26 protein-coding genes are annotated in these 25,406 nt (G+C 56.0%); 14 read left to right on the forward strand and 12 right to left on the reverse strand.

The window, feature by feature from the left end:
- Positions 1 to 42: 42 nt before the first annotated feature.
- Positions 43 to 3,198, reverse strand: coding sequence for a multidrug efflux RND transporter permease subunit OqxB (gene oqxB / locus C6A40_RS04210; RefSeq protein ID WP_045335981.1), 3,156 nt, complete (start codon positions 3,196 to 3,198; stop codon positions 43 to 45).
- Between the two features lie 24 nt (positions 3,199 to 3,222).
- A complete protein-coding gene (locus tag C6A40_RS04215) occupies positions 3,223 to 4,398 on the reverse strand; it encodes an efflux RND transporter periplasmic adaptor subunit (protein ID WP_032651679.1) in 1,176 nt (391 codons plus the stop codon).
- A gap of 337 nt (positions 4,399 to 4,735) precedes the next feature.
- Here C6A40_RS04215 and C6A40_RS04220 point away from each other — a divergent pair, with 337 nt between their 5' ends.
- The 3 genes from C6A40_RS04220 to C6A40_RS04230 all read left to right on the forward strand — a co-directional run bounded on the left by C6A40_RS04220 (position 4,736) and on the right by C6A40_RS04230 (position 5,788).
- On the forward strand, positions 4,736 to 5,089 hold the full coding sequence (locus C6A40_RS04220) for a helix-turn-helix domain-containing protein (RefSeq protein ID WP_028015790.1): 354 nt from the start codon (positions 4,736 to 4,738) through the stop codon (positions 5,087 to 5,089).
- A gap of 70 nt (positions 5,090 to 5,159) precedes the next feature.
- Positions 5,160 to 5,477, forward strand: a complete 318-nt coding sequence (locus C6A40_RS04225) for a YebG family protein (RefSeq protein ID WP_045335983.1) — start codon at positions 5,160 to 5,162, stop codon at positions 5,475 to 5,477.
- 95 nt (positions 5,478 to 5,572) lie between these two features.
- Complete coding sequence (locus C6A40_RS04230; protein WP_045335985.1) at positions 5,573 to 5,788, forward strand: DUF6500 family protein; 216 nt, start codon at positions 5,573 to 5,575, stop codon at positions 5,786 to 5,788.
- Between the two features lie 145 nt (positions 5,789 to 5,933).
- Here C6A40_RS04230 and C6A40_RS04235 read toward each other — a convergent pair whose 3' ends face one another.
- The 3 genes from C6A40_RS04235 to C6A40_RS04240 form a co-directional block, all read right to left on the reverse strand.
- A complete protein-coding gene (locus C6A40_RS04235) occupies positions 5,934 to 6,179 on the reverse strand; it encodes a hypothetical protein (RefSeq protein WP_045335987.1) in 246 nt (81 codons plus the stop codon).
- Between the two features lie 304 nt (positions 6,180 to 6,483).
- Positions 6,484 to 6,822 carry a hypothetical protein gene (locus tag C6A40_RS24890; RefSeq protein WP_131641675.1) on the reverse strand — a complete coding sequence of 113 codons (339 nt, stop codon included), beginning with the start codon at positions 6,820 to 6,822 and terminating at the stop codon, positions 6,484 to 6,486.
- Between the two features lie 208 nt (positions 6,823 to 7,030).
- Positions 7,031 to 7,864: an HNH endonuclease gene (locus C6A40_RS04240; RefSeq protein WP_072050937.1), complete on the reverse strand. Its 834-nt coding sequence runs from the start codon at positions 7,862 to 7,864 to the stop codon at positions 7,031 to 7,033.
- Positions 7,865 to 8,150: 286 nt separating this feature from the next.
- On the opposite strand from C6A40_RS04240, the gene C6A40_RS04245 reads away from it, so the two are divergent.
- Positions 8,151 to 8,561, forward strand: coding sequence for a YybH family protein (locus C6A40_RS04245; RefSeq protein WP_045335989.1), 411 nt, complete (start codon positions 8,151 to 8,153; stop codon positions 8,559 to 8,561).
- 43 nt (positions 8,562 to 8,604) lie between these two features.
- On the opposite strand, the gene C6A40_RS04250 is transcribed toward C6A40_RS04245, so the two are convergent.
- Complete coding sequence (locus C6A40_RS04250; protein WP_045335991.1) at positions 8,605 to 9,060, reverse strand: hypothetical protein; 456 nt, start codon at positions 9,058 to 9,060, stop codon at positions 8,605 to 8,607.
- A 427-nt stretch (positions 9,061 to 9,487) separates the two neighbouring features.
- On the opposite strand from C6A40_RS04250, the gene C6A40_RS04260 reads away from it, so the two are divergent.
- The 7 genes from C6A40_RS04260 to clcB all read left to right on the forward strand — a co-directional run bounded on the left by C6A40_RS04260 (position 9,488) and on the right by clcB (position 16,130).
- The gene (locus C6A40_RS04260; protein ID WP_045335993.1) at positions 9,488 to 10,111 is read left to right on the forward strand and encodes a glutathione S-transferase family protein; all 624 of its coding nucleotides are present in this window, start codon (positions 9,488 to 9,490) and stop codon (positions 10,109 to 10,111) included.
- Between the two features lie 159 nt (positions 10,112 to 10,270).
- Complete coding sequence (locus C6A40_RS04265) at positions 10,271 to 11,008, forward strand: YoaK family protein (protein ID WP_045335995.1); 738 nt, start codon at positions 10,271 to 10,273, stop codon at positions 11,006 to 11,008.
- A gap of 276 nt (positions 11,009 to 11,284) precedes the next feature.
- Positions 11,285 to 11,995, forward strand: coding sequence for an osmoprotectant ABC transporter permease OsmY (gene osmY, locus C6A40_RS04270; RefSeq protein ID WP_039266233.1), 711 nt, complete (start codon positions 11,285 to 11,287; stop codon positions 11,993 to 11,995).
- Positions 11,996 to 12,013: 18 nt separating this feature from the next.
- The gene (gene osmX / locus C6A40_RS04275) at positions 12,014 to 12,913 is read left to right on the forward strand and encodes an osmoprotectant ABC transporter substrate-binding protein OsmX (protein WP_008502442.1); all 900 of its coding nucleotides are present in this window, start codon (positions 12,014 to 12,016) and stop codon (positions 12,911 to 12,913) included.
- Positions 12,914 to 12,921: 8 nt separating this feature from the next.
- A complete protein-coding gene (gene osmW, locus C6A40_RS04280) occupies positions 12,922 to 13,569 on the forward strand; it encodes an osmoprotectant ABC transporter permease OsmW (protein WP_021241193.1) in 648 nt (215 codons plus the stop codon).
- The gene (osmV, locus tag C6A40_RS04285; protein WP_023344013.1) at positions 13,569 to 14,717 is read left to right on the forward strand and encodes an osmoprotectant ABC transporter ATP-binding protein OsmV; all 1,149 of its coding nucleotides are present in this window, start codon (positions 13,569 to 13,571) and stop codon (positions 14,715 to 14,717) included. Before osmW ends, osmV begins: the two co-directional genes overlap by 1 nt.
- A 102-nt stretch (positions 14,718 to 14,819) precedes the next feature.
- Positions 14,820 to 16,130 (forward strand): voltage-gated ClC-type chloride channel ClcB, encoded by a 1,311-nt coding sequence (gene clcB / locus C6A40_RS04290; protein WP_063453369.1) that lies wholly within the window; start codon positions 14,820 to 14,822, stop codon positions 16,128 to 16,130.
- Here the strand turns inward: clcB and bioD are convergent.
- From bioD to C6A40_RS04305, 3 genes are all read right to left on the reverse strand, one after another.
- A complete protein-coding gene (bioD, locus tag C6A40_RS04295; RefSeq protein ID WP_021241191.1) occupies positions 16,065 to 16,760 on the reverse strand; it encodes a dethiobiotin synthase in 696 nt (231 codons plus the stop codon). The two genes, clcB and bioD, sit on opposite strands and share 66 nt — an antisense overlap.
- A 130-nt stretch (positions 16,761 to 16,890) precedes the next feature.
- Positions 16,891 to 18,111, reverse strand: coding sequence for a sugar metabolism global transcriptional regulator Mlc (gene mlc, locus C6A40_RS04300; protein WP_008502447.1), 1,221 nt, complete (start codon positions 18,109 to 18,111; stop codon positions 16,891 to 16,893).
- A gap of 94 nt (positions 18,112 to 18,205) precedes the next feature.
- On the reverse strand, positions 18,206 to 19,138 hold the full coding sequence (locus C6A40_RS04305) for a LysR family transcriptional regulator (RefSeq protein ID WP_023292581.1): 933 nt from the start codon (positions 19,136 to 19,138) through the stop codon (positions 18,206 to 18,208).
- A gap of 121 nt (positions 19,139 to 19,259) precedes the next feature.
- Here C6A40_RS04305 and C6A40_RS04310 point away from each other — a divergent pair, with 121 nt between their 5' ends.
- Positions 19,260 to 20,513 (forward strand): MFS transporter, encoded by a 1,254-nt coding sequence (locus C6A40_RS04310; RefSeq protein WP_045335998.1) that lies wholly within the window; start codon positions 19,260 to 19,262, stop codon positions 20,511 to 20,513.
- Positions 20,514 to 20,577: 64 nt separating this feature from the next.
- Here C6A40_RS04310 and C6A40_RS04315 read toward each other — a convergent pair whose 3' ends face one another.
- The 3 genes from C6A40_RS04315 to C6A40_RS04325 all read right to left on the reverse strand — a co-directional run bounded on the left by C6A40_RS04315 (position 20,578) and on the right by C6A40_RS04325 (position 23,744).
- Complete coding sequence (locus C6A40_RS04315) at positions 20,578 to 21,969, reverse strand: APC family permease (RefSeq protein ID WP_023292582.1); 1,392 nt, start codon at positions 21,967 to 21,969, stop codon at positions 20,578 to 20,580.
- Positions 21,959 to 22,153, reverse strand: a complete 195-nt coding sequence (locus C6A40_RS25580) for a YmjE family protein (protein WP_023292583.1) — start codon at positions 22,151 to 22,153, stop codon at positions 21,959 to 21,961. The genes C6A40_RS04315 and C6A40_RS25580 overlap by 11 nt, the downstream gene beginning before the upstream one ends.
- 172 nt (positions 22,154 to 22,325) lie before the next feature.
- Positions 22,326 to 23,744 (reverse strand): glutamine synthetase family protein, encoded by a 1,419-nt coding sequence (locus tag C6A40_RS04325; protein WP_045336000.1) that lies wholly within the window; start codon positions 23,742 to 23,744, stop codon positions 22,326 to 22,328.
- Between the two features lie 214 nt (positions 23,745 to 23,958).
- On the opposite strand from C6A40_RS04325, the gene puuD reads away from it, so the two are divergent.
- Both puuD and puuR read left to right on the forward strand, forming a co-directional pair.
- Positions 23,959 to 24,723, forward strand: a complete 765-nt coding sequence (gene puuD, locus C6A40_RS04330; protein WP_023292584.1) for a gamma-glutamyl-gamma-aminobutyrate hydrolase — start codon at positions 23,959 to 23,961, stop codon at positions 24,721 to 24,723.
- A gap of 25 nt (positions 24,724 to 24,748) precedes the next feature.
- A complete protein-coding gene (gene puuR, locus C6A40_RS04335; protein ID WP_008502454.1) occupies positions 24,749 to 25,306 on the forward strand; it encodes an HTH-type transcriptional regulator PuuR in 558 nt (185 codons plus the stop codon).
- The last annotated feature ends 100 nt before the right edge of the window (positions 25,307 to 25,406 follow it).

The raw sequence follows: 25,406 nt of genomic DNA on the forward strand, positions 1-25,406 counted from the left end.
CGCCTTCACTGTGAAGGCGGTTTTTTATTATCAGCAACGTCCCTACGCGGGCAGCACGTCCCTTGCCTCTTTTTTGCCGCGCGTGACAAACTTACGCAGCGTCACGTAGAAAACCGGCGTCAGGAACAGACCAAACAGCGTCACCCCCAGCATACCGGAGAATACCGTGATCCCGGTGACGCCGCGTACTTCCGCACCCGCGCCGTGGCCGAGGATCAGCGGAATGGTCCCGGCAATAAAGGCGATGGAGGTCATCACAATCGGGCGTAAACGCAGGCGGCACGCCTCCAGCGCCGCTTCCATAATGCCTTTACCCTGAATTTCCAGCTCGCGGGCAAACTCCACGATAAGAATGGCGTTTTTACAGGCCAGCCCCATCAGCACCACCAGCCCCACCTGCACGAAGACGTTGTTATCGCCCCCGGTCAGCCAGACGCCAAACAGCGCGGAAAGCATGGTCATCGGCACGATGAGGATCACCGCCAGCGGCAGCGTCCAGCTTTCATACAGCGCCGCCAGCACCAGGAACGCCAGCAGTACCGCGACCGGGAAGACGATCAGCGCCGTGTTGCCCTGGGTGGCCTGCTGGAAGCTCAGGTCCGTCCATTCGATGTTCATCCCGTTCGGCAGGATCTGCTTAGACATCGCGTCCAGCTGCGTCATCGCCTGTGCAGATGAGAGCACGCGCGGGTCGGCATCGCCAATCAGGTCCGCCGCCGGGTAGCCGTTGTAACGGATCACCGGATCGGGCCCGTAGGTGGTCGTGATGTTCACCATACTGCCAATCGGCACCATTTCGCCCTGGCTGTTGCGGGTACGCAGATTCGCAATATCTTCCACGCTGTCGCGGAACTGCCCGTCGGCCTGCGCCATCACGCGCCAGGTACGCCCGAACTGGTTGAAATCATTGACGTACGACGAGCCCAGATAGGTTTGCAGCGTCCCGAAAAGATCGGTCAGCGACACGCCCTGCGCTTTCGCCTTGTCGCGGTCAACCTGGACGTCCAGCTGCGGCACGTTAGCCTGGTAGGTTGAGATCGGGAAATGCATCCCCGGCGTCTGCATAATCGCTCCGGACATGGTGTTCACCGCATTTTGCAGCGCGCCATAGCCCAGACCACCGCGATCCTGAATGTACAGGGAATAGCCCGACCCCTGACCCAGCCCTAAAATCGGCGGCGGCAGAATAGAGAAGCCAAAGCCCTGCTGGATTTGCGCGATTTTCGCGTTAATCTCCGCGTTAATTTCCGCCGCGGAATGTTTACGCTGGTCGAACGGCTTCAGGCCAAAGAAGACCGTTCCGGTATTCGGCGTATTGGTGAACTGCAGCGCGTTCAGCCCCGGAAACGCGACCGCATAATCCACGCCTTCGGTATTCATCCCGATTTCGCTCATTTTGCGGATCACCGCATCGGTGCGGGCCAGCGAGGAGCCTTCCGGCATTTTCACGCCGCCAATCAGGTACAGCTTGTCCTGCGTGGGAATAAACCCGCCGGGTACCGCTTTAAACATGACGCCTGCGGCACAAAGCAGCAGCAGGTAAACCACGAATACCGCGCCGCGCCGTCCCAGCGTTTTGCCCACCAGCCCCTGATAGCCGTTTGAACTGCGGAGGAAAAAGCGGTTAAACGGACGGAAAATCCAGCCGAACAGACGGTCGATAAGCCGGGTCGGAAAATCTTTCGGCGCGCCGTGGGGCTTTAACAGCAGTGCCGCCAGCGCCGGAGAGAGCGTCAGCGAGTTAATCGCTGAAATCACCGTCGATATCGCGATCGTCACCGCAAACTGCTTGTAGAACTGACCGGTAACGCCCGAGAGAAACGCCATCGGCACAAATACCGCGCACAGCACCAGCGCAATCGCGATAATCGGCCCGGACACTTCACGCATCGCCTGGTGCGCGGCCGCAAGCGGCGCAAGCCCCTCTTCGATATTTCGCTCGACGTTTTCCACCACCACGATGGCGTCGTCCACCACGATACCGATGGCGAGCACCAAGCCGAACAGGCTGAGGGTATTCAGCGAGAAGCCCAGCAGGTAGAGAATGCTGAAAGTACCCACCACCGACACCGGCACCGCGATCAGCGGAATGATCGACGCGCGCCAGGTTTGCAGGAACAGAATCACCACCAGCACGACCAGCACCACCGCTTCCAGCAGGGTTTGCACCACCGCACGGATGGAGTCGCGCACGAAGACCGTCGGATCGTAAGGTGCCGCCCACTTCATGTCTGCCGGGAAGCGCGTGGACAGTTCGTCCATTTTCGCGCGCACCGCGTTAGACAGATCGATGGCGTTCGCTCCAGGAGACTGGAAGATACCAATCCCGACCGCGTCTTTATTGTTCAGCTGGGAACGCAGCGCATAGCTCCCGGAGCCCATTTCAATCCGCGCCACGTCGCGCAGGCGGACGACCGTACCATCCTGCGTTGTTTTCAGGACAATATTGCCAAACTCTTCTTCGGTATGCAGGCGGCCCTGGGCGTTAATGGAGATCAGGAAGTCGCTCTCTTTCGGCAGCGGCTCGGCGCCAAGCTGACCGGCGGAGACCTGTACGTTTTGCTCCTGCATCGCCGTGACCACGTCCGAGGCGGTCAGCCCGCGCGCCGCCACTTTATTAGGGTCCAGCCAGACGCGCATCGCGTACTCACCGGAGCCGAAAATCTGGATCTGGCCGACGCCGGGCAGGCGCGCCAGCTCATCCTTCACCTTCAGCGTGGCGTAGTTGCGCATATACAGCGAATCGTACTTACCGTTTGGCGAAAACAGATGCACCACCAGCGTCAGCGTGGGCGACTGCTTCTGGGTGGTAATGCCCAGACGCCGCACGTCCTCCGGCAGACGCGCTTCGGCCTGCGCGACGCGGTTCTGCACCTGAACCTGCGCCTGATCCGGGTCAGTCCCCGGACGGAAGGTCACGGTGGTCACCAGCACGCCGTCCGAGCCCGCGACGGATTTCATGTACATCATGTTCTCAACGCCGTTGATCGCCTCTTCCAGCGGCGTCGCCACGGTCTCGGCAATCACTTTCGGGTTGGCGCCCGGGTACTCGGCGCGCACCTGCACGCTTGGCGGCACGACGTCAGGGTATTCGCTCACCGGCAGCAGCGGGATGGCGATTAACCCTGTGATAAAAATCAGAATCGACAGGACGGCAGCAAAGATCGGCCTGTCGATGAAAAAGCGGGAAAAGTCCATGGGTTGGATTCTCAGGTCAAGGGATCAGTTGAGGGCGGCGCTGGCGGTCATGGCAACGGTTTTGGCGTTAACCGGCATACCCGGCATAAACACTTTCTGTAAACCCTCGACGATGACTTTGTCGCCAGGGTTCAGCCCCTGCCGCACAATGCGTAAACCGTCTGCCAGACGACCCGGCGTAATGTCGCGACGCTGCGCTTTCCCCTCTTTATCGACGATATAGACGTATTTACGATCCTGATCGGTCAGCACCGCCTTGTCGTCGATAAGCGTGGCTTTGAACTCCGCGCTGCCCGGCAGGCGTACGCGGGCAAACAGTCCCGGCGTAAACTGACGCTGTGAGTTATCCAGCAGCGCGCGCATGCGGATGGTCCCGGTGCTCGGCGTGAGCTGGTTATCCAGGAAATCCACTTTGCCCTGATGGGGATAGCCCTCCTCGCCCGTCAGGCCAATCTCAACCGGCAGCGCCGTGTGATTGCTGGACGCCCCCTGCCCGCTGCGGGCCAGGTTTTGATAGTGAAGGTAGGTTGACTCGTCCACGTCAAAGTAGACGTACACCGTCTTCTGCGAGACCAGCGTGGTGAGGACGCTGGCGGTATCGCCCGCAGTCACCAGGTTCCCGCTGGTGATCAGCGCCCGGCTGGCGCGACCATCGATAGGCGCGGTCACTTTGGTGAAGTCCAGATTGAGCTGGGCTGCGTCAACCGCCGCCTGCGCGGCGCGAATATCGGCCTGCGCCTGAACGGCAGCCGAGCGACGCTGCTCCCACTCTTCCCGTGAGACCAGATGGGTATTGATCAGCTTATCGGTACGGTTAGCCTCACTTTGCGCCAGGCTGGCCTGCGTTTTGGCCCGCGCCAGGTTCGCCTGCGCCTGTTCCAGCGCGGCGCGATAGGTACGGTCATCAATGGTGAACAGCACCTCGCCCTTCTTCACTTCCTGGCCGTCGGTGTAATTCACCTTATCAATGTAGCCGGACACGCGCGGGCGCAGCTGAACGCTCTCCACCGCTTCAATCCGGCCGTTAAAGCTATCCCACTGGCTAATCGATTTCACCACCACGTCAGCGGCACTCACGGCAGGCGCAGGTGGCGCGGCATTTTGCGCGACGCTGTTATCGCATCCGACGAGCAGCACGGAGAGCAACATGGCCCCCAGCGCGCTCAGAGGAGAATTACCCCAGGTTTTTTGCAGGCTCATTATTTTTATTCCGATAATTGTCGCCACCGGGCAAGACGCAGCAGGAGGCACCGCGCCACTTCCTTTGTCCGGGGGCTGTCTTAAGGCCATTTGTGTCGTTCATCGCCACAAAACTGTAACAGTTGCGAATACACTATTCGCGGCGATTGTAGGAAGGCGCTTAACTAAGTGCAAGAATAATTGTTGCACTTTATGTGCTATTTGAGTGGATGTGAAAAGACCCGTTTCGGTCAGGGATTTAAATGCAACAATAAAACTTGCAATTACTGCAAAAACGCGCCACCTTTAAATGCAACAGACAAAGATACTTTTTCATCCGCTGCGTGGGGGTAACCAGATGAACACTGGCGCATTTATGCATGATTTACTCGACTGGATCGACAACAACCTGGACAGCCGCCTGGACATTGAGACCGTCGCCAGGCGTTCCGGCTACTCAAAATGGCACCTCCAGCGCCTGTTCAAAGAGCATACGGGCTATCCCCTCGCCGGGTATATTCGCGCGCAAAAGCTGCAAAAATCGGTTGAGCGGTTATCCCACAGCGACGAACCGATTCTGAACGTGGCGATCGCGCTGGGCTTTGACTCCCAGCAGTCCTTCAACCGCAGCTTTAAGCGCCAGTATGGTCAGGCGCCTGGGGCATGGCGACGCAGTATGGTTGGCCCGGAAACACAGCAGCTTCGCCAGTAATGCATATTTTGCTGCAACGTCGATTTGTTGCTGTTATACTGTATATAAATACAGTATAACGAGGTGCACGATGGCTGTTGAAACAAAATTTGTTGTCGTAAGAAAAGGTGAAGAGAAAATGACATTTGCCAGTAAGAAAGAGGCTGACGCTCACGACAAGCTGCTCGATATGGCCGACGCGTTCACCGACTGGCTGTTGCAAAGTGGAATGCAGATGGATGAAACGCAGGCTGAAAATCTTGGCCTGTATCTCGCCGAGCAGAAAGAGACCGTGCAGCATATTCTGCGTACCAGCAAGCTTCCCGATCTCACTGCTCCAGCTGTAGCGGATACAACTGACTCCGATGCGGCTGACACGAAAAAAATCAGGGCTGTGAAAGCGGCCTGATTGTCAGAAAACGTTATTAACGATCCTGTAGCCGTAAGCAGACATCTGCTTGCGGCTTTTTTTATCCTGAACATGAAAAGCGTAAAGGAGATGGCGTGCGGCAAGGAATTAAGGAAAAGATCATCAGGATCTATGATGCAAAAATTGCCTCTAAGGGAAGCGATGCTGGGCTTTCGTTTTATGCTTTTTTTGCTAATAAAAACGACGATCCGGAACTGCTTATGGAAGTGGCGCACTGGTGGATTGTGGAGATGAAGCTGGACCATTTTGAAAAGGCTGAAAAGATCAGGAACCTCGTCTCAGCCTTGTAAAACCTGCGTCTAAACATAGATTGAAACGCAAAGAGCAGGTTCGCAATACCTCGCCGTCTATTTCCAGGCTAGAGGCTGTGATCTGGTCAAACCCAAAGTAGCTGCTGTTGCAACATCGTGCCATGAATGGACGCTAGCATCTTTTTTATCTCACCTTTTGCAGGATTGCTCTGAACAGCTCGATGGACCTCCATATGTCATCATGCGTATCACCATCCCAATCAGGAACTGTGGCCAACTCAGCCATCAACTCCTTTATCAAGATATGCGCATCGGCAACTTCATCCTTCCGACATTTAGATGCGATACGAGATATCGCCTTCGGAGAGAGGCTGCTGTACGGTGAAAAGGTGGTACGCTCGGCTGCAATTAGTTTTTGTAATTTACGCATATGATCAATATATCCGGAGCACTGGTTGTGGGTCGCAAAAATAGAATACTATATATTAGTTCTTCCAGACTCTTGCAGCTAAAAATAGTTGGAACTCTGACTTCCGATCCTCGCTCAAAACAGACGTACTTATTTTGCAATGTCAGTTCTTGCCAAAAGCAGATGTGGTTATCGGCACGCTATATAATCATTAAAGTGTAAGCAGCCCTTTATTTATTGCCCTTTAATCAGTGCAACTTGTTGTAACAGTTTAACAGTTAACCCTCGTCTCATACTTAACCCATATTTATCCGGGTGGTGATAACTACTCGTGTTTAGACAAAATAGCACACCGAGTGACAGGACCATTTTCATAACCTTGAATGGTGTAGTTCGGGAAATCGGTCACTGTCACCATGCTGTCAGATTGATAACTCTCTGGGGCACTGCGAAGCTGGGTCTCATTTTTTTGAGCCATCTCCGCAGAGTATGGACTGGTTACGCTAACACTGTTCGGATCGATTTTATGTGTTTGGCCTGTTTCATCAGTTATGACGTTGAGGCGATAGCGTTGTGTGATCACAGCTGTGGCTGTGCCATAGGGTACAAATGTTGTGATGACCTGGTACGTTCGATTGTTACCTTGATTTGAAATCACAGTCATACTGTTTTTGGCGCCCTCCGTATTGCGCCGATAGCAGACATTCTTTATACGAACAAATTTTTTATTTTTATATTAATTTCAATTGAGGAAAAAACCATTGACACGAATAATAATCAATGGTTTTTTACCACAGGCTCATCTCGAGCCGTCCAGCATTGCTAAATGGCTAATGATGCCCGCCTAAAGATTACTCTAACAAGAGTACTGTTCACTTCTGCAATCTCTCTATTTTATTGTAAAGCATCTCAATTAGCTCTTTAGCATTTTGACTATAATGCAAAGCTCTATGACAATTAGGGCAAAGAGCAACACAGTTGCTTATGGTATCAGTACCGGATAACGAAAGAGGTACTACGTGATGTACTTCCAGATATGGGATTCCATCATTTATATAAAAAGGTGCATTTCCACCACAGCTTTCACAAATTCCATTACTTTTCTGTAATATCCACGTCTTCACTCTAGGATCTCGAGCATAGACCTTTTGAAGTCGCTCTACTACTAGTGGTGATTGATATCCTTTAGGTTCGCTTAAATTTTGTTTGATTAACTTGCTAACCCTTGCATTTAGAACAGCCTCATCTTCTGTAGGTTGAAAAAGTTCTGATAATTCCCCAAGTACTATCTGCTCCCAAAATTCGCCGCCATTGATACCAGGAACATTTATCATAATTCGCTTTGCCCTGTTCCCGGAAGGAACATCTTTTTTACCTGTACTACTAAAATGAGCCTGATAACTACACATTTCCAAGCGAATGTTTCGAGGATTATTACCTTTAAGAGAGAAAAATTCTCCAGGATGGATTTTCCTTTCAGTTATGGATGGCATATGTTTTCTAACTGTGGATGAAGCCAGATATACAATAACGTTATCTACACCGGAATCAATCAGTCTCTCAACGATACAATCAAGTGCTGTATTATAATCCTTGTTCCTGTGTGTTGGCCCCCAAGATTCAAGGATTAGTCCATAAATTCCATCCTCTTCACAAACAGAGCACTCTGCATCAAGTTTATTTCCATTCCCATCAAAAATATGCATTACATTGGCCTTTTCAGAGGGTTTTCTACAAAAATACTCTTCATCGATATAAATACATAACACTTAGTAGAAGCAATGTCGTCTTTATGCTTATTAGTAACTTCCAGTATGAAATTATTTGTGGATTTAAGTGTTCCGCCCCATTATATCCTATCGCAGACGTAACATTCTTCACTAAATCCTCCACTTCAAACCCAGAGCCTGCCAGCCACAAAACCTGGTAGCTATACAAACACGCCAGCCTGTTATGTTAATACGCGTTCCCCCCATCAACGAGGAATCGCGCATGACCCCACATCCGCTACGCCAGATCATCGAATCCTGTGACCACGCCATCACCACCAAAAACTATGATGTCCTGATGGAGTATTACGCAGAAGACGCAGCTCTGGTGGTCAAGCCCGGCATGACGGTTAAAGGCAAAGAAAACATCCGCAGCGCGTTTGTTGCCATCTCGGATTATTTCCAGGACCAATTGATTGTGGAACAAGGAGAGATGCAGGTGATCGAAGGTGGCGGCAATGCCCTCGTTATCATGGAAACCGTTCTACGTTTTCCTGATGGTCATGGTGGGACAACGGAAATGTCGCGCCGCGCGACCTATGTTTTTCGGCAGAAAAGCGACGGTCGCTGGCTTTGTACCATCGACAACTCCTACGGTACATCGCTTCTGGATACCGGGAACCGATCGCGTTAATCACGGCTTCAAAGGAGCGCTGCCGCCCCTCCACGCCAGCCCCTTAATGCGCAGTAATGCGCGGCTCCTTCACAAACTCAGCCAGCAGCCACACCATATCGTGCAGCAGGCCCGTCAGCTCTTTCGCTACGTGAGCGGGTAGCGTTCCCCCCATAACGGCCTGCGTCAGCGCCAGAACGTAGTCCACCTGCGTTAAGGTGTCCTGCCAGCAGTCGGGCACGCAGGAGTTGGTTTTCTCACCCATGATCAACTGTTCAATCAGGTATGGCGGAAGATCGGCATCACAGAGTTCACGCAACCTGCGCAGAGCCTGAAGGAGACGCTCGCACAGCGCAGTACGGCTCGCGACATCATCGGTTTCGACCAGCACGCTCACCAGCGCGGCGCAGTTGTCGGCGACGTCAAAGAGATCGGCATCGGCCGGAAGCGGTCGGGAGATACATTGCAGAATGATGTTTTCGTCAGACGGGAGATAATTCAAGGTTGGGATAGTCGCCATACAAGGCTTCCTTCTATATGGAGTTTATTTAACCACCCTTTGAGTTCCTACGCTCGGGGGGTAGCGCTGACAGAGGTAGGAATACCGCCCATATAGAAAACGGCCAGCCTTACGGCTGCTCCGTCAGCGCCACCGTTATTGTAACGAGATCGGCACTGCTGCGACATACGTAATGTCACTATATGGTTGACGGGTTCCTACGCCCGATTGCGGATGTGCCGCAACGCAGGCACTTTACGACCGCGACCCGTTGAGGAAAAGACATAAAGCTGAATTTCATAAGGTTACTTTGCGGTTTGCGAGGCGCCTTCCAGAAACGTTCACCGGGGCCACACAGAGCACGCCCCACCAAATTTTGCCCCAACCTCTCTGGCACATCTGGTGTATTGTTTTTAAACAATAACATCCTCTAAAGGACACCTGCGCAATGATCAGCATCCTCGGCAAAACCACCTCCATCAACGTTCGTAAAGTGCTCTGGACCTGCGAAGAAGCGGGCATAGCCTATCAGCAGGAAGATTACGGCAGCGGTTTTGCCTCGACGGAAACGGATGCCTTTCGCGCCCTGAACCCCAACGCCATGGTGCCGGTGCTGATAGATGGCGATTTCGTGCTGTGGGAGTCCAATTCCATCTGCCGTTATCTGGCGCGCAAGGCCGAACGTCACGATCTGCTGCCCGCAGAACCGCAGGCCTGCGCCAACGTTGAGCGCTGGATGGACTGGCAGGCCACTGAATTTAACAACGCCTGGCGCTATGTCTTCCCGGCGCTGGGGCGTAAAAACCCGGACTTTAACGACCCTGAGCGCATTGCGGCGGGAATCAAAGAGTGGAACCACTGCATCACCATTCTGGAAAACCAGCTGCAGCGCACCGGGGCCTTTGCGGCGGGCGAGACGTTTACCCTCGCGGACGTGGTGCTTGGGCTGTCGGTGAATCGCTGGAAAATGACGCCGTTTGATAAGCCAGACGTGCCCGCCATTGAGGCCTGGTTCGAGCGCCTTAACCTGCGTCCGGCATTTTTGCGTCACGGCAATAACGGCATGATATAAAACTTAATGCCTGAATGAATACCGCAACGAGGCTGTTTTATTTAATTACGAAACCCTGATTGTCGTCAGAGGGAATAATAATTAAGCCATATCCTGGACAGCCCGTTGCACCGCTTTGCTAGCCTGAATAGTCAGGCAAAGCTCAACCCGGAGGTATTCTTGCTGATTAAACTCAAGAAAGAACGAACGCATCAGGAGGATCGCCAGCTTGCTCTCTGGCTGGCGACCTCAGCAGGTTTGCTGAACGCCATCGCCCTCGGGGCATTTGGCTTTTTCCCCTCACACATGACCGGCAACACCTCACAGTTATCCAGCGAAGTTTCTTCTACCGATCTGAGCGATATGATTTTCTTCGGCTCGATAATTCTCTCTTTTGTGGCTGGCGCCATTATTGCGCGCACGATCGTGATATGGGGAATTATCCATAACGTCAGGCTGGTTTTTTGCCAGATCCTTTTTGTCGAGGGGATATTACTGACCGGCGTTTCCTTCTACGAAATGTATTTCCATGCGCTCACCAGCAATCGCGAAATTATTCTATTTCTCTGCTTTCTGATGGGCATTCATAATTCCACCTCCACGCAGCTTTCCGGCGGACGGGTAAGATCGACGCACATTACCGGCACGCTAACGGACGCGGGGATTTCCCTGGCCTCCGTCATGGTGGCGATGCTGCGCAGGGATTACTCCAAAGATACGGCGGCGCAAAAAAGCCAGCTAAAAACCCACTTAACCACCCTGTTTTCGTTCATTACGGGCGGCATCGCGGGGCTGCTGCTGTTCCGATGGATTGGCTTTAACGCCATGCTGGCGCTAGGCGTGATGCTCGCGTTTGTCGCCACCGTCTCAATAATCACCGTCTCGTCGCGGGTTCGACGGGTTCGCGCCCCTCTATGAAGGTAATGACCTGTACTCGGCATAAAAGCCCTTTAGATGTGACACTGTCACATTGAAAGATTCGCTTTAGGACTATTCTGCCCGCCCCACAATCAGGCCTTATGCCATAAGGCCTGACCTCAGGTTGCCACTAGTTTCATAGGGTTACTGATTTTCCCCCTTCGCTGGAACCCTTCCCAAACGCTTGCTATAGGTCAATTACCCCTGCCGAAACATGGCATAACAACAGGCAACCGGTGGTTGCTATAACGCATGCGCACAGGGAGACACACCGCAATGCACCCATTATTCAAACGTTCGCTGCTGTTTGTCGGCGCCATTATCGTGGTTCTCGCCCTCCTCGTCTGGGGGATCGGGCTGGAGACCATCAGAGCGCGTCAGGTTGACCTGATCTATCTCGGGCAACAGCATATGATTCTGGTTTTCTCATCAATGTTCTTTGCCCTGCTGGTGGGTATTCCGGCCGGTATTCTGCTGAGCCGCCCGGCCGCGCGGGGTATCGCCGAATATGTGATGCAAATCTTCAACGTCGGCAACACGCTGCCGCCGCTGGCCGTGCTGGCGCTGGCGATGGTGGTGATTGGTATTGGCGATACGCCGGCCATCATCGCCCTGTTCCTCGCCTCGCTGCTGCCGATCGTGCGCAACACCTATGCCGGGCTGTGCTCGGTCCCGCCGTCGCTGCTGGAAGCGGCAAACGGCATCGGGATGACCAAATGGCAGCGTCTGCGCCAGGTTGAGCTGCCTGCCGCCTGGCCGGTCATGCTCTCGGGGATCCGCATCGCCACCGCCATTAACGTCGGTACCGCACCGCTGGCGTTCCTGATCGGTGCCAGCAGCTACGGCGAGCTGATTTTCCCCGGCATTTACCTGAACGATTTTCCGACCCTGATCCTCGGCGCGGCGGCCACCGCCCTGTTCGCCCTGATCCTCGATACCCTGCTGGCGGCGCTGGGTCGCGTGATGAGTCCCCATCTCGCTCGATAACAATAACAAGGAGCTTTTATGAGACTGATATCCAGCCTGGCGGCGCTGTGTGCCGCGGCGCTGTTCACCGGCCAGACCATTGCGGCCCCGCTGATTCTGGCGACCAAGAGCTTTACCGAGCAGCACATTCTCTCGGCGATGACCGTGCAGTACCTTCAAAAGAAAGGCTTTCAGGTGCAGCCGCAAACCAATATCGCCACGGTGATCTCCCGCAACGCGATGATCAACAAGCAGATTGATATGACCTGGGAGTACACCGGCACGTCATTAATCATCTTTAACCATATCAACAAGCGCATGTCGCCCCAGGAGTCTTACGAGACGGTGAAACGTCTGGACGCGAAGCACGGTCTGGTCTGGCTCAAGCCCGCCGACATGAACAACACCTATGCGTTCGCCATGCAGCGCAAGCGCGCCGAGGCGGAACATATCAACACCATGTCGGAGATGGTGGCGAAGATTGAGCAGATCCGTAAAACCAACCCGGACAAAAACTGGCTGCTGGGCTTAGACCTGGAATTTGCCGGGCGCAGCGACGGCATGAAGCCGCTTCAGGCCGCCTATAAGATGGACCTGGACCGCCCGCAGATCCGCCAGATGGACCCCGGTCTGGTTTATAACGCGGTGCGCGACGGCTTCGTCGACGCCGGGCTGATTTATACCACCGACGGGCGCGTGAAGGGCTTCGATCTCAAGGTGCTGGAAGACGATAAAGGCTTCTTCCCGAGCTATGCCGTCACCCCGGTGGTCCGTAAGGACACGCTGGAGGCCAATCCGGGCCTGGAAGAGGCGCTCAACACCCTCTCGGCCCAGCTCAACAACGACGTTATCACCGAACTGAACAAGAAGGTGGATATCGACCATCAGTCACCGCAGCAGGTCGCCCGTGATTTCCTGCGTAGCAAACAGCTGCTGTAGGAGGCGCTATGGAGACGATTCACTACATTCTGGACAACTGGGACTACCTCTTAACCCTGACGCTGCAGCATCTCTGGCTGGTGGCGCTGGCCGTGGGCTTAGCCATTCTCATCGGCGTCCCGCTCGGCATTCTGATTGTCCGCCACAGGTGGCTGGCGACGCCGGTGCTGGGGATAGCCACCATCGTGCTGACCATTCCGTCCATTGCGCTGTTTGGCCTGATGATCCCGCTGTTTTCGCTGATCGGTCAGGGGATTGGCGCCCTGCCCGCGATCACAGCGGTGTTTCTCTACTCGCTGCTGCCGATTGTGCGTAACACCCATACGGCGCTCGACAGCCTGCCGCCGGGCCTGCGTGAAGCCGGACGCGGCATCGGCATGACCTTCTGGCAGCGCCTGCGCTGGGTCGAAATTCCGATGGCGCTGCCGGTGATTTTCGGCGGGATCCGCACCGCCGTGGTGATGAATATCGGCGTGATGGCGATTGCCGCAGTGATCGGCGCGGGCGGTCTGGGCCTGCTGCTGCTCAACGGCATCGGCGGAAGCGATATCCGCATGCTGATTGCGGGCGCGCTGATGATTTGTCTTTTAGCGATTGTGCTCGACTGGCTGCTGCACCGTCTGCAGGTGGTTCTGACTCCGAAGGGGATTCGATAATGATAAAACTGGAAAACCTCACCAAACACTTTTCACAGAAGCACGGCCAGACCTTCAAGGCCGTCGACAACGTCAACCTGAACGTGCCCGAAGGGGAAATGTGCGTCCTGCTCGGCCCGTCCGGCTGCGGGAAGACCACCACCCTGAAGATGATTAACCGCCTCATTACGCCGAGCAGCGGGACGATCCTGATCAACGGCGAAGACACCAGCGGGATGGACACCGTCACCCTGCGCCGCAATATTGGCTACGTGATCCAGCAGATTGGCCTGTTCCCGAACATGACCATCGAAGAGAACATTACCGTCGTACCGCGCATGCTGGGCTGGGATAAAGCGCGCTGCAAAACCCGCGCCGAAGAGCTGATGGATATGGTGGCGCTGGATCCGCATAAGTTCCTGAATCGCTATCCGCGCGAGATGTCCGGCGGCCAACAGCAGCGCATCGGCGTGATCCGCGCCCTGGCGGCGGATCCTCCGGTGCTGCTGATGGATGAGCCCTTCGGCGCGGTGGACCCGATTAACCGCGAGGTGATCCAGAACCAGTTCCTCGAGATGCAGCGCAAGCTGAAAAAAACCGTCATGCTGGTCAGCCACGATATCGATGAAGCCCTGAAGCTTGGCGACCGTATTGCGGTGTTCCGGCAGGGGAAAATCGTCCAGTGCGCAAGCCCGGACGAACTGTTGGCGAAACCGGCGAACGAGTTTGTCGGCTCGTTTGTCGGTCAGGACCGCACGCTGAAGCGCCTGCTGCTGGTCTCGGCGGGCGACGTCACTGACCAGCAGCCGACCATTACGGTGCGGGGTTCGACGCCGCTGCCTGAAGCCTTTGCCACCATGGATGATAACGATATTCGCGCGATTACCGTGGTTGACGAGCACGGCAAGCCGCTGGGCTTTGTGAAGCGTCGCGAAGCGCGTAACGCCAGCGGGACCTGCGCCGACATCCTGCATCCGTTCCGCATGACCGGCAAAGCCGAAGACAACCTGCGCGTGGTGCTGTCACGCCTGTATGAGAGTAACACCAGCTGGATGCCGATCGTGGATGAGGACGGGCGCTACAACGGCGAGATTTCTCAGGACTATATAGCCGAGTATCTCAGTTCAGGTCGTACGCGTCGGGCGCTGAATATACATAGCGAGAACTAATCTTTCCGGCCGGGCATCGCCCGGCTTTTCCGCACGCATACCTTTTGCTAACCCCGCGATTTCCCGCCACAATATTGTATCTTTCCCGTTTACTCGCGACCCATGCAACGTCTTCATACGTACCCCGACATCCGCGCGATGTTTCGTCGACTGCTGATTGCTACCGTCACCGGCGTGCTGGCCGCGCTGGCCGTTGCGGTGTTCCGCCACAGCATGTATCTGCTGGAGTGGCTGCTTCTCAGCAACGACAGCGGCAGCCTGGTGAATGCCGCCGCGTCGCTCTCACCCTGGCGGCGCGCGCTGACGCCCGCGCTGGGCGGGCTGGCTGCGGGACTGTTACTATGGGGATGGCAACGGCTGACCGCCCAGCGGCCTCATGCCCCCACCGATTATATGGAAGCGCTGGAGACCGGCGACGGTCAGTTTGACTACGGCGCCAGCCTGGTGAAATCCCTTGCCTCTCTGCTGGTCGTGGCCAGTGGAAGCGCCATCGGGCGTGAAGGGGCGATGATCCTGCTTGCCGCCCTCGCCGCCTCCTTTTTTGCCCGGCGCTTTACGCCCAAATCTGAATGGAAGTTATGGATCGCCTGCGGCGCCGCGGCCGGGATGGCCAGCGCCTACCATGCTCCGTTAGCCGGAAGCCTGTTCATTGCGGAGATTCTGTTTGGCACCCTGATGCTGGCCTCGCTCGGGCCCGTGGTTATCGCGGCGGTAGTGGCGCTTCTCACCACGCAGCTCCTGGCGCCGGGAACCGGCACGCTCTACGCGGTCCATTTGAGCGGCACACTCACCGCAACTGATTATGCCCTGCTGGTCGCCATGGGGCTGCTGGCGGGTCTTTGCGGGCCGCTGCTGATGTGGCTGATGGCGTTCAGCCACGGGCTGTTCCTGCGCCTTAAGCTTTCGCCGCCGTGGCAGCTGGCGCTCGGCGGTGCGATCGTCGGGCTGCTGTCTCTTCTGACGCCGAAGGTGTGGGGGAACGGCTATAGCGTGGTTCAGGCTTTTCTGCTCGCCCCACCGCTGCTGTCGATCGTTGCAGGCGTCTTTATCTGTAAACTGCTGGCGGTGCTGGCGAGCAGCGGATCGGGCGCGCCGGGCGGGGTATTCACGCCCACGCTGTTTGTCGGTATGGCGACGGGCATGCTGTTTGCACAGCTTTTCGCGCTGTGGCTGCCTGGCGCTGAGACGGCGATTCTGCTTGGGCTGGCGGGGATGGCGACGCTACTCGCCGCGACCACGCATGCGCCCATTATGTCGGCGCTGATGGTCTGTGAAATGACCGGGCAATATTTTTTACTGCCCGGTTTGCTGGTCGCCTGCGTGCTGGCGTCCGTGCTGTCGCGGACGTTACGCCACGACTCGATCTACGGTCAACACGCCACTGAGGGCAGAGAGATCGATGTACTGCGCTAGCTCGCGCTGCTCGGCGCGAGGCAGATAAGGCAGTTCACCCACCAGTGGTCCGGGTAGTTTAGCGCTCAGCACGTCGATGATCTCCGCATAGTGCGCCAGACCAGGGTTGATGCGGTTGGCCACCCAGCCAACCAGCGGCAGGCCGTCATTGGCAATCGCCTGCGCCGTCAGCAGCGCATGGTTAATGCACCCTTCCTGGATCCCCACCACCATCACCACCGGAAGCTGTTCCTGCACCACCCATTCCGACAGCGGGCGCAGATCGTTCATCAGGCTGCGCCAGCCGCCCGTGCCTTCCACCACCACGTGATCGACCTTCTCGCACAGGCTCGCCAGACCGTTGGACAGCAGAGGGTAATTAATCAGGCCGCTGTGCGCCACGCTGCTCTCCTCTTCGCTTAACGCAATAGGATTGATCGCGTGATAAGGCAGTTCCAGTGACGAGACGCTTTGCAGTACCAGGGCGTCTTTATTACGCAATCCCTCTGGCGTCTCTTTACTCCCTTTTGCGACCGGTTTGTACCCTGCCACGCGTTTACCGCTTGCTGCCAGCGCCTGCAGCAATGCGCGGGATACAACGGTCTTGCCGACAGAGGTATCTGTACCAGTAACAAAGAAACGCTTAAGCATGACTCACTCCACCTCTTGGGTATGCTTCGAAAATATAAACCAGGTAAATAATTCAGTGGAGGAAGTCTACGGGATGCGTGCGCTACCCGGCTTGAGATAGCGCAATTTTTCTTACATCTGCAAAAAAGAGTTAACCCTGTAACAGGCGGATCAACAGCGAGCCGTTATACATGGCATCTTTGACCAGCGCGGCGCCGGCCATCGTGCCCTGATTGGAAAACTGGGTACTTTCTACCGCAATGTTCCGGCTGTAGGCGGGAAGCGACTGCTGCTGAATACAGGCCGTAATCGCCGGGAAGAGGATCTCCGCCGCCTGGCTCAGCGGTGAGCCAATAAGGATTTTTTGCGGGTTGAAGAGGTTCACCATAATCGCCAGAATGCGGCCAACGTTATTCCCCACCCCGGTAATGATGTCCTTCGCCAGCAGATCGCCCTGACGCGCCGCGGCGCAGAGAGAATCCACCGTGAGGGGTTGTCCGTGCAGCGAGGAGCTCATGGACTGACTGAGCCTGACCTGCGCCAGCTCCAGCACGCTTTCCACGCTGGCAATGGTCTCCAGACAGCCGTGGTTCCCGCAGTAGCAGCGCTTGCCGTATGGGTCGACCTGGGTATGGCCAATTTCCACCAGACTGCTGCTTCCGGCGTGGAGAAGACGTCCGTCGGTAATGACGCCTGCCCCGACGTTATGATCGATAACCACCTGAATCACATCCCTCGCCCCGCGTGACGCGCCGAACAGCGCCTCCGCCATGGTCCAGGCGCTGATGTCATGCTGAATATAGACCGGCACGCCGGTATGGTTTTTCAGCACTTCCCCCAGCGGCATCTCTTTAACATCGTCGTAAAACGGCATGCGGTGAACAATGCCATTTTCGGTATCAATAATACCCGGCATGGTGATGGCAATGGCCGTTAAGCGTTCAAGCTTCTGCTGGTGACGAATAAAGAAGCGATCGATATGAGAAACAATCGCGTCGAGGAGCGGTTCCTCAGCGTTGAGTGGCAGATCAAGACGGTCTTCCACCACCAGCTTGCTGCTGAGATCGCGCAGCGCAAGGAAGATCTCCCCCCGGCTGATGCGCAGCGACAGGTAGTGCCAGGCCTCCGTCTCCACCACCAGCCCGACTGCCGGACGGCCACGGCTGCCCGGCTCCTGAATTTCCGTCTCCTGAACCAGGTGCGCTTCCAGCATCTCGCGGACAATCTTGGTAATACTGGCGGGTGCCAGCTGTGCCAGGCGCGAAAGATCGATACGCGAAACCGGACCAAGCTGATCAATCAGGCGATACACCGCGCCAGCGTTGGTCTGCTTAATCTGATCAATATGCCCTGGCTGACTATCAGCGACCACCTCGTACTCCCTTATTTTCGAGCTTCGAAATAAACTGTTGGCTATGGTGAAGCACTTGCAGGGCTGCCGTCAAATATTTACTTAGCCATGTGATTTACTGCACATTTTTGCCCACTTTTCCCTGAAAATGCCGCCCGGCGGAGGCGTTCATCAACTGCTGTTTGAAGCGCTGTGCGGCATGGCTCTGTTCGCGATGTTTTGCCCAGACCAGCCACATCTCTGAAACGGCATCCTCTTCGGCGATGGTCACCCAGCGCATTTCGCGCAGTTGTACCCGTTTAAAGGAGGCCGGAAGAATAGACACCCCCAGCCCGGCGGCGACCAGGCCGATAATGGTCATCGCTTCCCCGACTTCCTGGGTGATGACCGGGGCAAGATCGTAGCGGCGCATCAGCCCCAGGATATCGTCATACAGACCCGTTCCGACCTGCGGGTCAAAAAAGACAAACGGCTCGTTTGCCAGCTCTGCCAGCGAAACCGCCGGACGCGACGCCAGCGGGTGATCGTGCGGGATCATGGCCATCAGCGGCTCGCGCAGGATCACCTCCCACGCCAGCGAGTCCGGCAGCTGGGTATTACGCATCAGCCCCAGATCCAGCGAACCTTCATTGAGCGGCGCGATCTGCTCGCGGGTGTTGATCTCGCGCGTTTGAATATGCACATCCGGGAAATGGCGACGGAATGACGACAGGGTTTCCGAGACGGCGCTGATAAACGGTGCGGACGAGGTAAACCCGATGCGCAACTCTCCGGCCTCCCCGAGATAGAGCCGTTCTGCCCGGGCGGCGGCGTCCTCGACCATGCTCAGAATTTGTCGGCTGTCGATGAGAAACTGCTTACCCGCCGCCGTCAGGCTCACGCTGCGGTTGGTGCGGGCCAGAAGGCGCGCCCCGACCTGCTGCTCCAGGATCTGAATCTGCTGGCTTAACGGTGGTTGAGAGATATTCAGCCGTGCCGCCGCGCGGCCAAAATGCAGCTCTTCGGCGACGGCGACAAAGTAGCGAAGATGACGCAGCTCGATATTCATATTTCTAAAGTATCATTTGAGATTATTAATATATTAGACAGAATATTTACATTTTCCTACCCTTATCAGGTGGTCATACCCGTCACCAGAAATCACGGGGATGTTTAAGCAAGGAAACTGTGTGAGTCGTACAACTGCCATTGATATCGATCCGGCGAGCGATATCGATGATTTACCTGCAACATCGCAGCCGGTTCAGTTCATTAAACGTGGTACCCCCCGATTTATGCGCGTCACGCTGGCACTCTTCTCCGCCGGTCTGGCGACCTTCGCCCTGCTCTATTGCGTTCAGCCGATCCTGCCCGTGCTCTCCCATGAGTTTGGCGTTTCACCCGCCAGCAGCAGCGTATCCCTCTCTATTTCAACCGGGATGCTGGCGATTGGCCTGCTCTTTACCGGGCCGCTGTCCGACGCCATCGGCCGTAAACAGGTGATGGTAACCGCGCTGATGCTGGCCTCGGTTTGTACGCTACTCTCGACCATGATGACCAGCTGGCACGGCATTCTGGTGATGCGCGCGCTGATTGGGCTCTCGCTCAGCGGCGTGGCGGCGGTCGGGATGACCTACCTCAGCGAGGAGATCCACCCGAGCTTTGTTGCCTTCTCTATGGGGCTATACATCAGCGGGAACTCGATTGGCGGGATGAGCGGACGTCTGCTGAGCGGGGTATTCACGGACTTCTTTAGCTGGCGTATTGCGCTGGCGGTCATCGGCTGTTTCGCGCTGGCATCTGCCCTGATGTTCTGGAAAATTCTGCCGGAATCGCGTCATTTCCGCCCGACATCGCTGCGCCCGAAAACGCTGTTTATCAACTTCCGCCTGCACTGGCGCGACAAGGGGCTGCCGCGCCTGTTCCTGACCGGCTTCCTGCTGATGGGCTCGTTCGTCACGCTGTTTAACTATATTGGCTATCGCCTGATGCTCTCGCCGTGGCATCTGAGCCAGGCTCTTGTCGGTTTACTCTCGGTTGCGTATTTGACCGGAACGTGGAGTTCACCGAAGGCCGGGGCAATGACCGCCCGCTATGGCCGCGGCCCGGTCATGCTGTTCTTCACATCGGTGATGCTGGTCGGCCTGCTGCTGACGCTCTTCTCCTCCCTGTGGCTGATTTTTGCCGGCATGCTGCTCTTCTCCGCGGGTTTCTTCGCTGCCCACTCGGTCGCCAGCAGCTGGATAGGCCCACGCGCGCGTCGCGCCAAGGGCCAGGCATCGTCTCTTTATCTGTTTAGCTATTACCTGGGGTCCAGCATCGCCGGGACGCTCGGCGGCGTGTTCTGGCATAGCTACGGCTGGAACGGCGTGGGCGGGTTTATTGCGCTGATGCTCTGTGCCGCACTGCTGGTGGGCGCAAGTCTTCATAAACGTCTGAGATAATATGCTCGCGGGCGGACGTCCGTTTCCCGAAAAACGGCACCAGCGTACTGGTGCCGTTTTTCGTTCAGGAATCCCAGGCCTGTTCTATCTTACCGGCTTCAAACTGCGGAGGCGGTTTTCGGAAACGGCGCGTGAGCCATGTCAGGTAAAGGATCCCCAGCGCCGCCCAGATGAGGCCAAGCGTCAGGGACGTCGCTTCGAGGTTTATCCACAGCACGCCGACCGTGACGGCACCAATGAGCGGCAGCAGGAGATAGTGGAACCGATCTTTCCACGTTTTGTTCATCCCCTTGCGCCGCCAGAAATGGTTGTACACCGAGAGATTAACAAACGTAAACGCCACCAGCGCGCCAAAGTTGATCAGCGCCGTCGCGGTCACGAGATCAAAGTACAGGGCCGACAGCGCCACTATCCCAACCATAATGACGTTCAGGGCTGGCGTACGCCATTTCGGATGCACGTAGCCAAACACCCGCTCCGGAAACACGTTGTCACGCCCCATCACATACAGTAAGCGAGAGACGCTGGCGTGCGAGGCCAGGCCTGAAGCGAGCGTATTCACAAACGTGGTACACAGAAACACCGACTGGAAGAGCTTGCCGCCCACGTACAGCGCGATTTCCGGCAGCGCGGCGTCCGGGTTTTTGAAGCGCGCGATCGTCGGGAAAAAGAGCTGCATGAAAAACGAGGCAACAATGAATATCAGCCCGCCATACAAAGCGGTGAGGAAGATGGCTTTGGGGATCACCCGCGCCGCGTTTGGCGTCTCTTCCGACAGCGTGGTGACCGCATCAAAGCCGAGGAAAGAGAAGCAGACGATAGTCGCGCCGGTAATAATCGGGATCAGGTGTGCGTTCTCGCTGATAAACGGCTGGAGCGACCAGACGGTGCCGACGCCCTCCCCCTTATGCAGACCGTGCACCACGAGTATGACAAACACCACCATGATGGCGATCTGCACCAGCACAAACAGGGTGTTAAAGTTGGCGACCAGATTCACACTCTTCAGGTTCGCCAGCGTCAGGATCGTCACAAACCCCACCACCCAGACCCACGGCGGGACTTCAGGGAACAGCGCGGAAAGGTAGATCTTCGCCAGCAGCACGTTGATCATCGGCAGGAAGAGATAATCCAGCAGCGATGACCAGCCGACCATAAAGCCTAAATGGGGGCCGATCGATTTCTGCGTGTAGGTGTACGCAGAGCCCGCTTCCGGGAACTGTCGTACCAGTTTGCCGTAGCTGATGGCGGTAAACATGACGCCAGCCAGCGCCAGGAGATACGAGGCGGGCACGTGGCCGTTGCTGATACCGGACACAATACCGAAGGTATCAAACACGGTCATGGGGGTGAGATAAGCCAGCCCCATCATGACCACCTGCCAGAGCTTGAGGGAACTGCGCAGCCGGGTTCTGCCGGCCATGCGCGGCGAGTCAAGAGAGGTGTTAGTCGCCATAAACCGTCCCCCCCATGCTTACCGTGGTTTGCAATCGCGCTGTCCTTAACGCAAACCTGCTTAGCAAAGGGGGAAGTTGTAAAGAACACACGCGATCGTACCAGCGCACCGTCTCTGGCTCGCACTCACAGCAGGCGCCTGACTGGCCCCCTTCGCCCTGCGGATAGTTGAACATCTGCATCATTTCCTACCTCGTCACACAGTGTCGTTAAGAAAATCCCTGTGCCGCCTGCGCTCCATAACGCGACTCCCGGGAGAAAGCTGGCGTGCCAGCGAACAGTTAGGCCAGGCTCCGCGCAGGCCGTTTGGTGATACGTGTCAGATGAAACAAAGCGGCCCCTTACCGGGGCACGTCATCAGGCGTTTTTCAGCATCCACTCAATTTCCGTTTCGGTAATCAGGCGTTCAAACTGCAGCAATTCATCGTTTTTGCAGGCGTGATAGACGTGGCAGAAACGTTCGCCCAGCCGCTCGCGAAGGCTATCGTTTTGCATAAATTCCCACAGCGCATCGCTCTGACGAATCGGGAACGGCAGTCCGTCCTGCTCCAGACCGTTGCCTTCCACTTCTTCCTGCAGGGGTAAATCGTTATCCAGCCCATGTAAAATGCCGGCAAAAATCGCCGCCATCACCAGATACGGATTCGCGTCAGCGCCCGCCACCCGGTACTCGACCCGATGGTTATGGCGATCGCCGCAGGGGATACGCAGGGCAACGGTGCGATTATTGTGTCCCCATGACGCCTGCGTCGGCACGTACATCCCCGGCTGGAAACGGCGGTAGGAGTTGACGTTCGGTGCCAGCAGCGCCATGGACGCAGGCATCAGGTCGATCATCCCGGCCAGCGCGCGTTTCAGCAGCGCGGAATCCTCGCCGTTGGCGTCTGCGAGCACGTTTTCGCCGCGGTTGTTTTGCATGCTGATGTGGATATGCATCCCGCTGCCCGCATGTTCTTCATACGGCTTTGCCATAAACGTGGCGTGCATCTTATGTTTTTCCGCCATCTGCCTGACGAGACGTTTAAGCGCCAGCGCATCATCGCAGGCATCGAGCACGTTTTCCGTATGGTGCAGGTTTATCTCAAACTGGCCCGGGGAGGCCTCAGCCACTGCCCCGTCGGCGGGGATCAGCTGCAGCTGCGCCAGTTCGTCAATATCGTTCAGCACGTCAGCAAAATGGTTAAGATTATCAACCGAGTAGACCTGACTCTGCGTGTTACGCACGTCGGTGCCCGGCGCGCAGGGTGGCTGCAGATAGCCGTCGGCATCGCGTTTACGGTCAAGTAAATAGAACTCCAGCTCTACCGCTACCACGGGGAACAGGCCGCGCTGGCGCAGCTGCTGCCAGAGTCGGTTGAGTACGTTCCGCGGCTCAACGTCAAAGGGAGCGCCATCTTCATCGACCATGGTGAGCTGCACCTGACCAATGTATTCCGGGTCGGCGGCGGAAGGCGTCAGGGTGCCCGGCACCGGCACGCAGGTACAGTCCGGCTCGCCGAGCTCCTGCCCCAGACCCGCCTCTTCCACGACGTTACCTAAAATGTCCATGGCGAAAACCGATGCCGGGAAATAGCAGCCTTTTTCAAGCTTGCTCAGTCCAGCAACCGGGATGCGCTTGCCGCGAAAACAGCCGTTCAGGTCGGTCAGGAGGACATCAATAAACTGGGTGTCAGGATACTTTTCTAAATAGCGCTTCACTTCCTGCGTAAAGGCGCTGCCCCGCCTCTCATCCGTGTGCTGCACAAAGTTCTCAACTTCTACGATATTGGTTTCCATGATTTACCACCGTTTTTGGGATTTGCGTTCGCTGCTCTGGACTGTCAAATATAATGTCCACCCTATCGAATCTGTATGCAAATAAATTGTTTGTCAAATGTTAAATTAAGTTTGCAAAAGGCAGATCCCGTTGCTAGATTGAGAAAATATTGAACGAAAAGGCCGTTTATCAGGCGAAAATGGCCTAAATTTAGTCCACTTTGTGAGGGCGATCATGGAAAATATAATGAACAAGCCAGTTATTGGCGTGGTGATGTGTAGAAACAGGCTTAAGGGTCATGAGACCCAGACCCTGCAAGAAAAGTACCTGAATGCCATTATTAACGCGGGGGGTTTACCGATTGCCTTACCGCATGCGCTGGCAGAACCAGAGCTGCTCACCGCTCTGCTGCCCACCCTGGACGGGATTTACCTGCCGGGCAGCCCAAGTAACGTGCAGCCGCACCTTTATGGTGAAAACGGCGATGAGCCTGACGCCGATCCCGGGCGAGATCTTCTGAGTATGGCGCTGATTGCCGCCGCGCTCGAAAGGCGCATCCCCATTTTCGCCATCTGCCGGGGGCTGCAGGAACTCGTTGTTGCAACGGGGGGGACGCTGTATCGCCGCCTGTTCGAGCAGAACGACCTGCTCGAGCACCGGGAAGATCCTGAACTGCCGGTTGAGCTACAATACGCCCCGTCTCATGAAGTTCAGGTTCAGGAGGGAGGACTGCTGTCTCAATTAATACCAGGCTGTAACACATTTTGGGTAAACTCGTTACACGGGCAAGGTGCACGGACGTTAGGACCACGGCTTCGCGTGGAGGCCCGCTCGACGGATGGGCTGGTCGAGGCGGTCAGCGTTCATGACCACCCTTTTGCCCTCGGCGTGCAATGGCACCCCGAATGGAACAGCAGCGAGTACGCCCTGTCCCGTATGTTGTTTGAAGGTTTTATCACCGCCTGTCAAAGCCACATTGCCGAGAAGCAACGGCTTTGACCACTACCGTAAAGGAAATGCAACTATGAGCGATGACGGACTGGCGCCAGGGAAACGTCTGTCTGAGATCCGCCAGCAGCTGGGTCTCTCGCAGCGGCGTGCCGCCGAACTGTCTGGGTTAACACACAGTGCCATCAGCACCATTGAGCAGGACAAAGTCAGTCCTGCTATCAGTACGCTGCAAAAGCTGCTGAAAGTTTATGGGCTGTCGCTCTCGGAATTCTTTTCGGAACCGGAAAAACCTGATGAACCGCAGGTGGTTATTAATCAGGAAGACCTTATCGAAATAGGCAGTCAGGGAGTTTCGATGAAGCTGGTTCATAACGGAAATCCGAACCGTACGCTGGCGATGATTTTTGAAACTTACCAGCCTGGAACCACGACCGGAGAGAGGATCAAACACCAGGGTGAGGAGATCGGTACGATACTGGAAGGTGAAATATTGCTGACCATTAATGGCCAGCAATATCACCTGGTTGCGGGGCAAAGCTATGCCATCAATACCGGCATACCGCACAGCTTCAGCAACACCTCGGCAGGCATCTGCCGCATTATCAGTGCCCACACTCCCACCACGTTCTAATTACCACTCAGTCCCGGCGTAAGCGCGCTTACGCCGGGAAATATAAAAACGATCGCTGTCGGCATTTAACGGGTTAATTCCCGGGATGCCCCACGGCTTC

It is taken from the genome of Enterobacter sp. GER_MD16_1505_Eko_090 (genome assembly GCF_003331015.1).
GTDB lineage: Bacteria > Pseudomonadota > Gammaproteobacteria > Enterobacterales > Enterobacteriaceae > Enterobacter > Enterobacter roggenkampii.

Excerpts from the sequence above, each read along its gene's own strand:
- oqxB (WP_045335981.1), bottom strand. The coding sequence starts at position 3,198 with ATGGACTTTTCCCGCTTTTTCATCGACAGGCCGATCTTTGCTGCCGTC.
- C6A40_RS04215 (WP_032651679.1), bottom strand. The coding sequence starts at position 4,398 with ATGAGCCTGCAAAAAACCTGGGGTAATTCTCCTCTGAGCGCGCTGGGG.
- C6A40_RS04220 (WP_028015790.1), top strand. The coding sequence starts at position 4,736 with ATGAACACTGGCGCATTTATGCATGATTTACTCGACTGGATCGACAAC.
- C6A40_RS04225 (WP_045335983.1), top strand. The coding sequence starts at position 5,160 with ATGGCTGTTGAAACAAAATTTGTTGTCGTAAGAAAAGGTGAAGAGAAA.
- C6A40_RS04235 (WP_045335987.1), bottom strand. The coding sequence starts at position 6,179 with ATGCGTAAATTACAAAAACTAATTGCAGCCGAGCGTACCACCTTTTCA.
- C6A40_RS24890 (WP_131641675.1), bottom strand. The coding sequence starts at position 6,822 with ATGACTGTGATTTCAAATCAAGGTAACAATCGAACGTACCAGGTCATC.
- C6A40_RS04240 (WP_072050937.1), bottom strand. The coding sequence starts at position 7,864 with ATGCATATTTTTGATGGGAATGGAAATAAACTTGATGCAGAGTGCTCT.
- C6A40_RS04245 (WP_045335989.1), top strand. The coding sequence starts at position 8,151 with ATGACCCCACATCCGCTACGCCAGATCATCGAATCCTGTGACCACGCC.
- C6A40_RS04250 (WP_045335991.1), bottom strand. The coding sequence starts at position 9,060 with ATGGCGACTATCCCAACCTTGAATTATCTCCCGTCTGACGAAAACATC.
- C6A40_RS04260 (WP_045335993.1), top strand. The coding sequence starts at position 9,488 with ATGATCAGCATCCTCGGCAAAACCACCTCCATCAACGTTCGTAAAGTG.
- osmY (WP_039266233.1), top strand. The coding sequence starts at position 11,285 with ATGCACCCATTATTCAAACGTTCGCTGCTGTTTGTCGGCGCCATTATC.
- osmX (WP_008502442.1), top strand. The coding sequence starts at position 12,014 with ATGAGACTGATATCCAGCCTGGCGGCGCTGTGTGCCGCGGCGCTGTTC.
- osmW (WP_021241193.1), top strand. The coding sequence starts at position 12,922 with ATGGAGACGATTCACTACATTCTGGACAACTGGGACTACCTCTTAACC.
- osmV (WP_023344013.1), top strand. The coding sequence starts at position 13,569 with ATGATAAAACTGGAAAACCTCACCAAACACTTTTCACAGAAGCACGGC.
- clcB (WP_063453369.1), top strand. The coding sequence starts at position 14,820 with ATGCAACGTCTTCATACGTACCCCGACATCCGCGCGATGTTTCGTCGA.
- bioD (WP_021241191.1), bottom strand. The coding sequence starts at position 16,760 with ATGCTTAAGCGTTTCTTTGTTACTGGTACAGATACCTCTGTCGGCAAG.
- C6A40_RS04305 (WP_023292581.1), bottom strand. The coding sequence starts at position 19,138 with ATGAATATCGAGCTGCGTCATCTTCGCTACTTTGTCGCCGTCGCCGAA.
- C6A40_RS04315 (WP_023292582.1), bottom strand. The coding sequence starts at position 21,969 with ATGGCGACTAACACCTCTCTTGACTCGCCGCGCATGGCCGGCAGAACC.
- C6A40_RS25580 (WP_023292583.1), bottom strand. The coding sequence starts at position 22,153 with ATGATGCAGATGTTCAACTATCCGCAGGGCGAAGGGGGCCAGTCAGGC.
- C6A40_RS04325 (WP_045336000.1), bottom strand. The coding sequence starts at position 23,744 with ATGGAAACCAATATCGTAGAAGTTGAGAACTTTGTGCAGCACACGGAT.
- puuD (WP_023292584.1), top strand. The coding sequence starts at position 23,959 with ATGGAAAATATAATGAACAAGCCAGTTATTGGCGTGGTGATGTGTAGA.
- puuR (WP_008502454.1), top strand. The coding sequence starts at position 24,749 with ATGAGCGATGACGGACTGGCGCCAGGGAAACGTCTGTCTGAGATCCGC.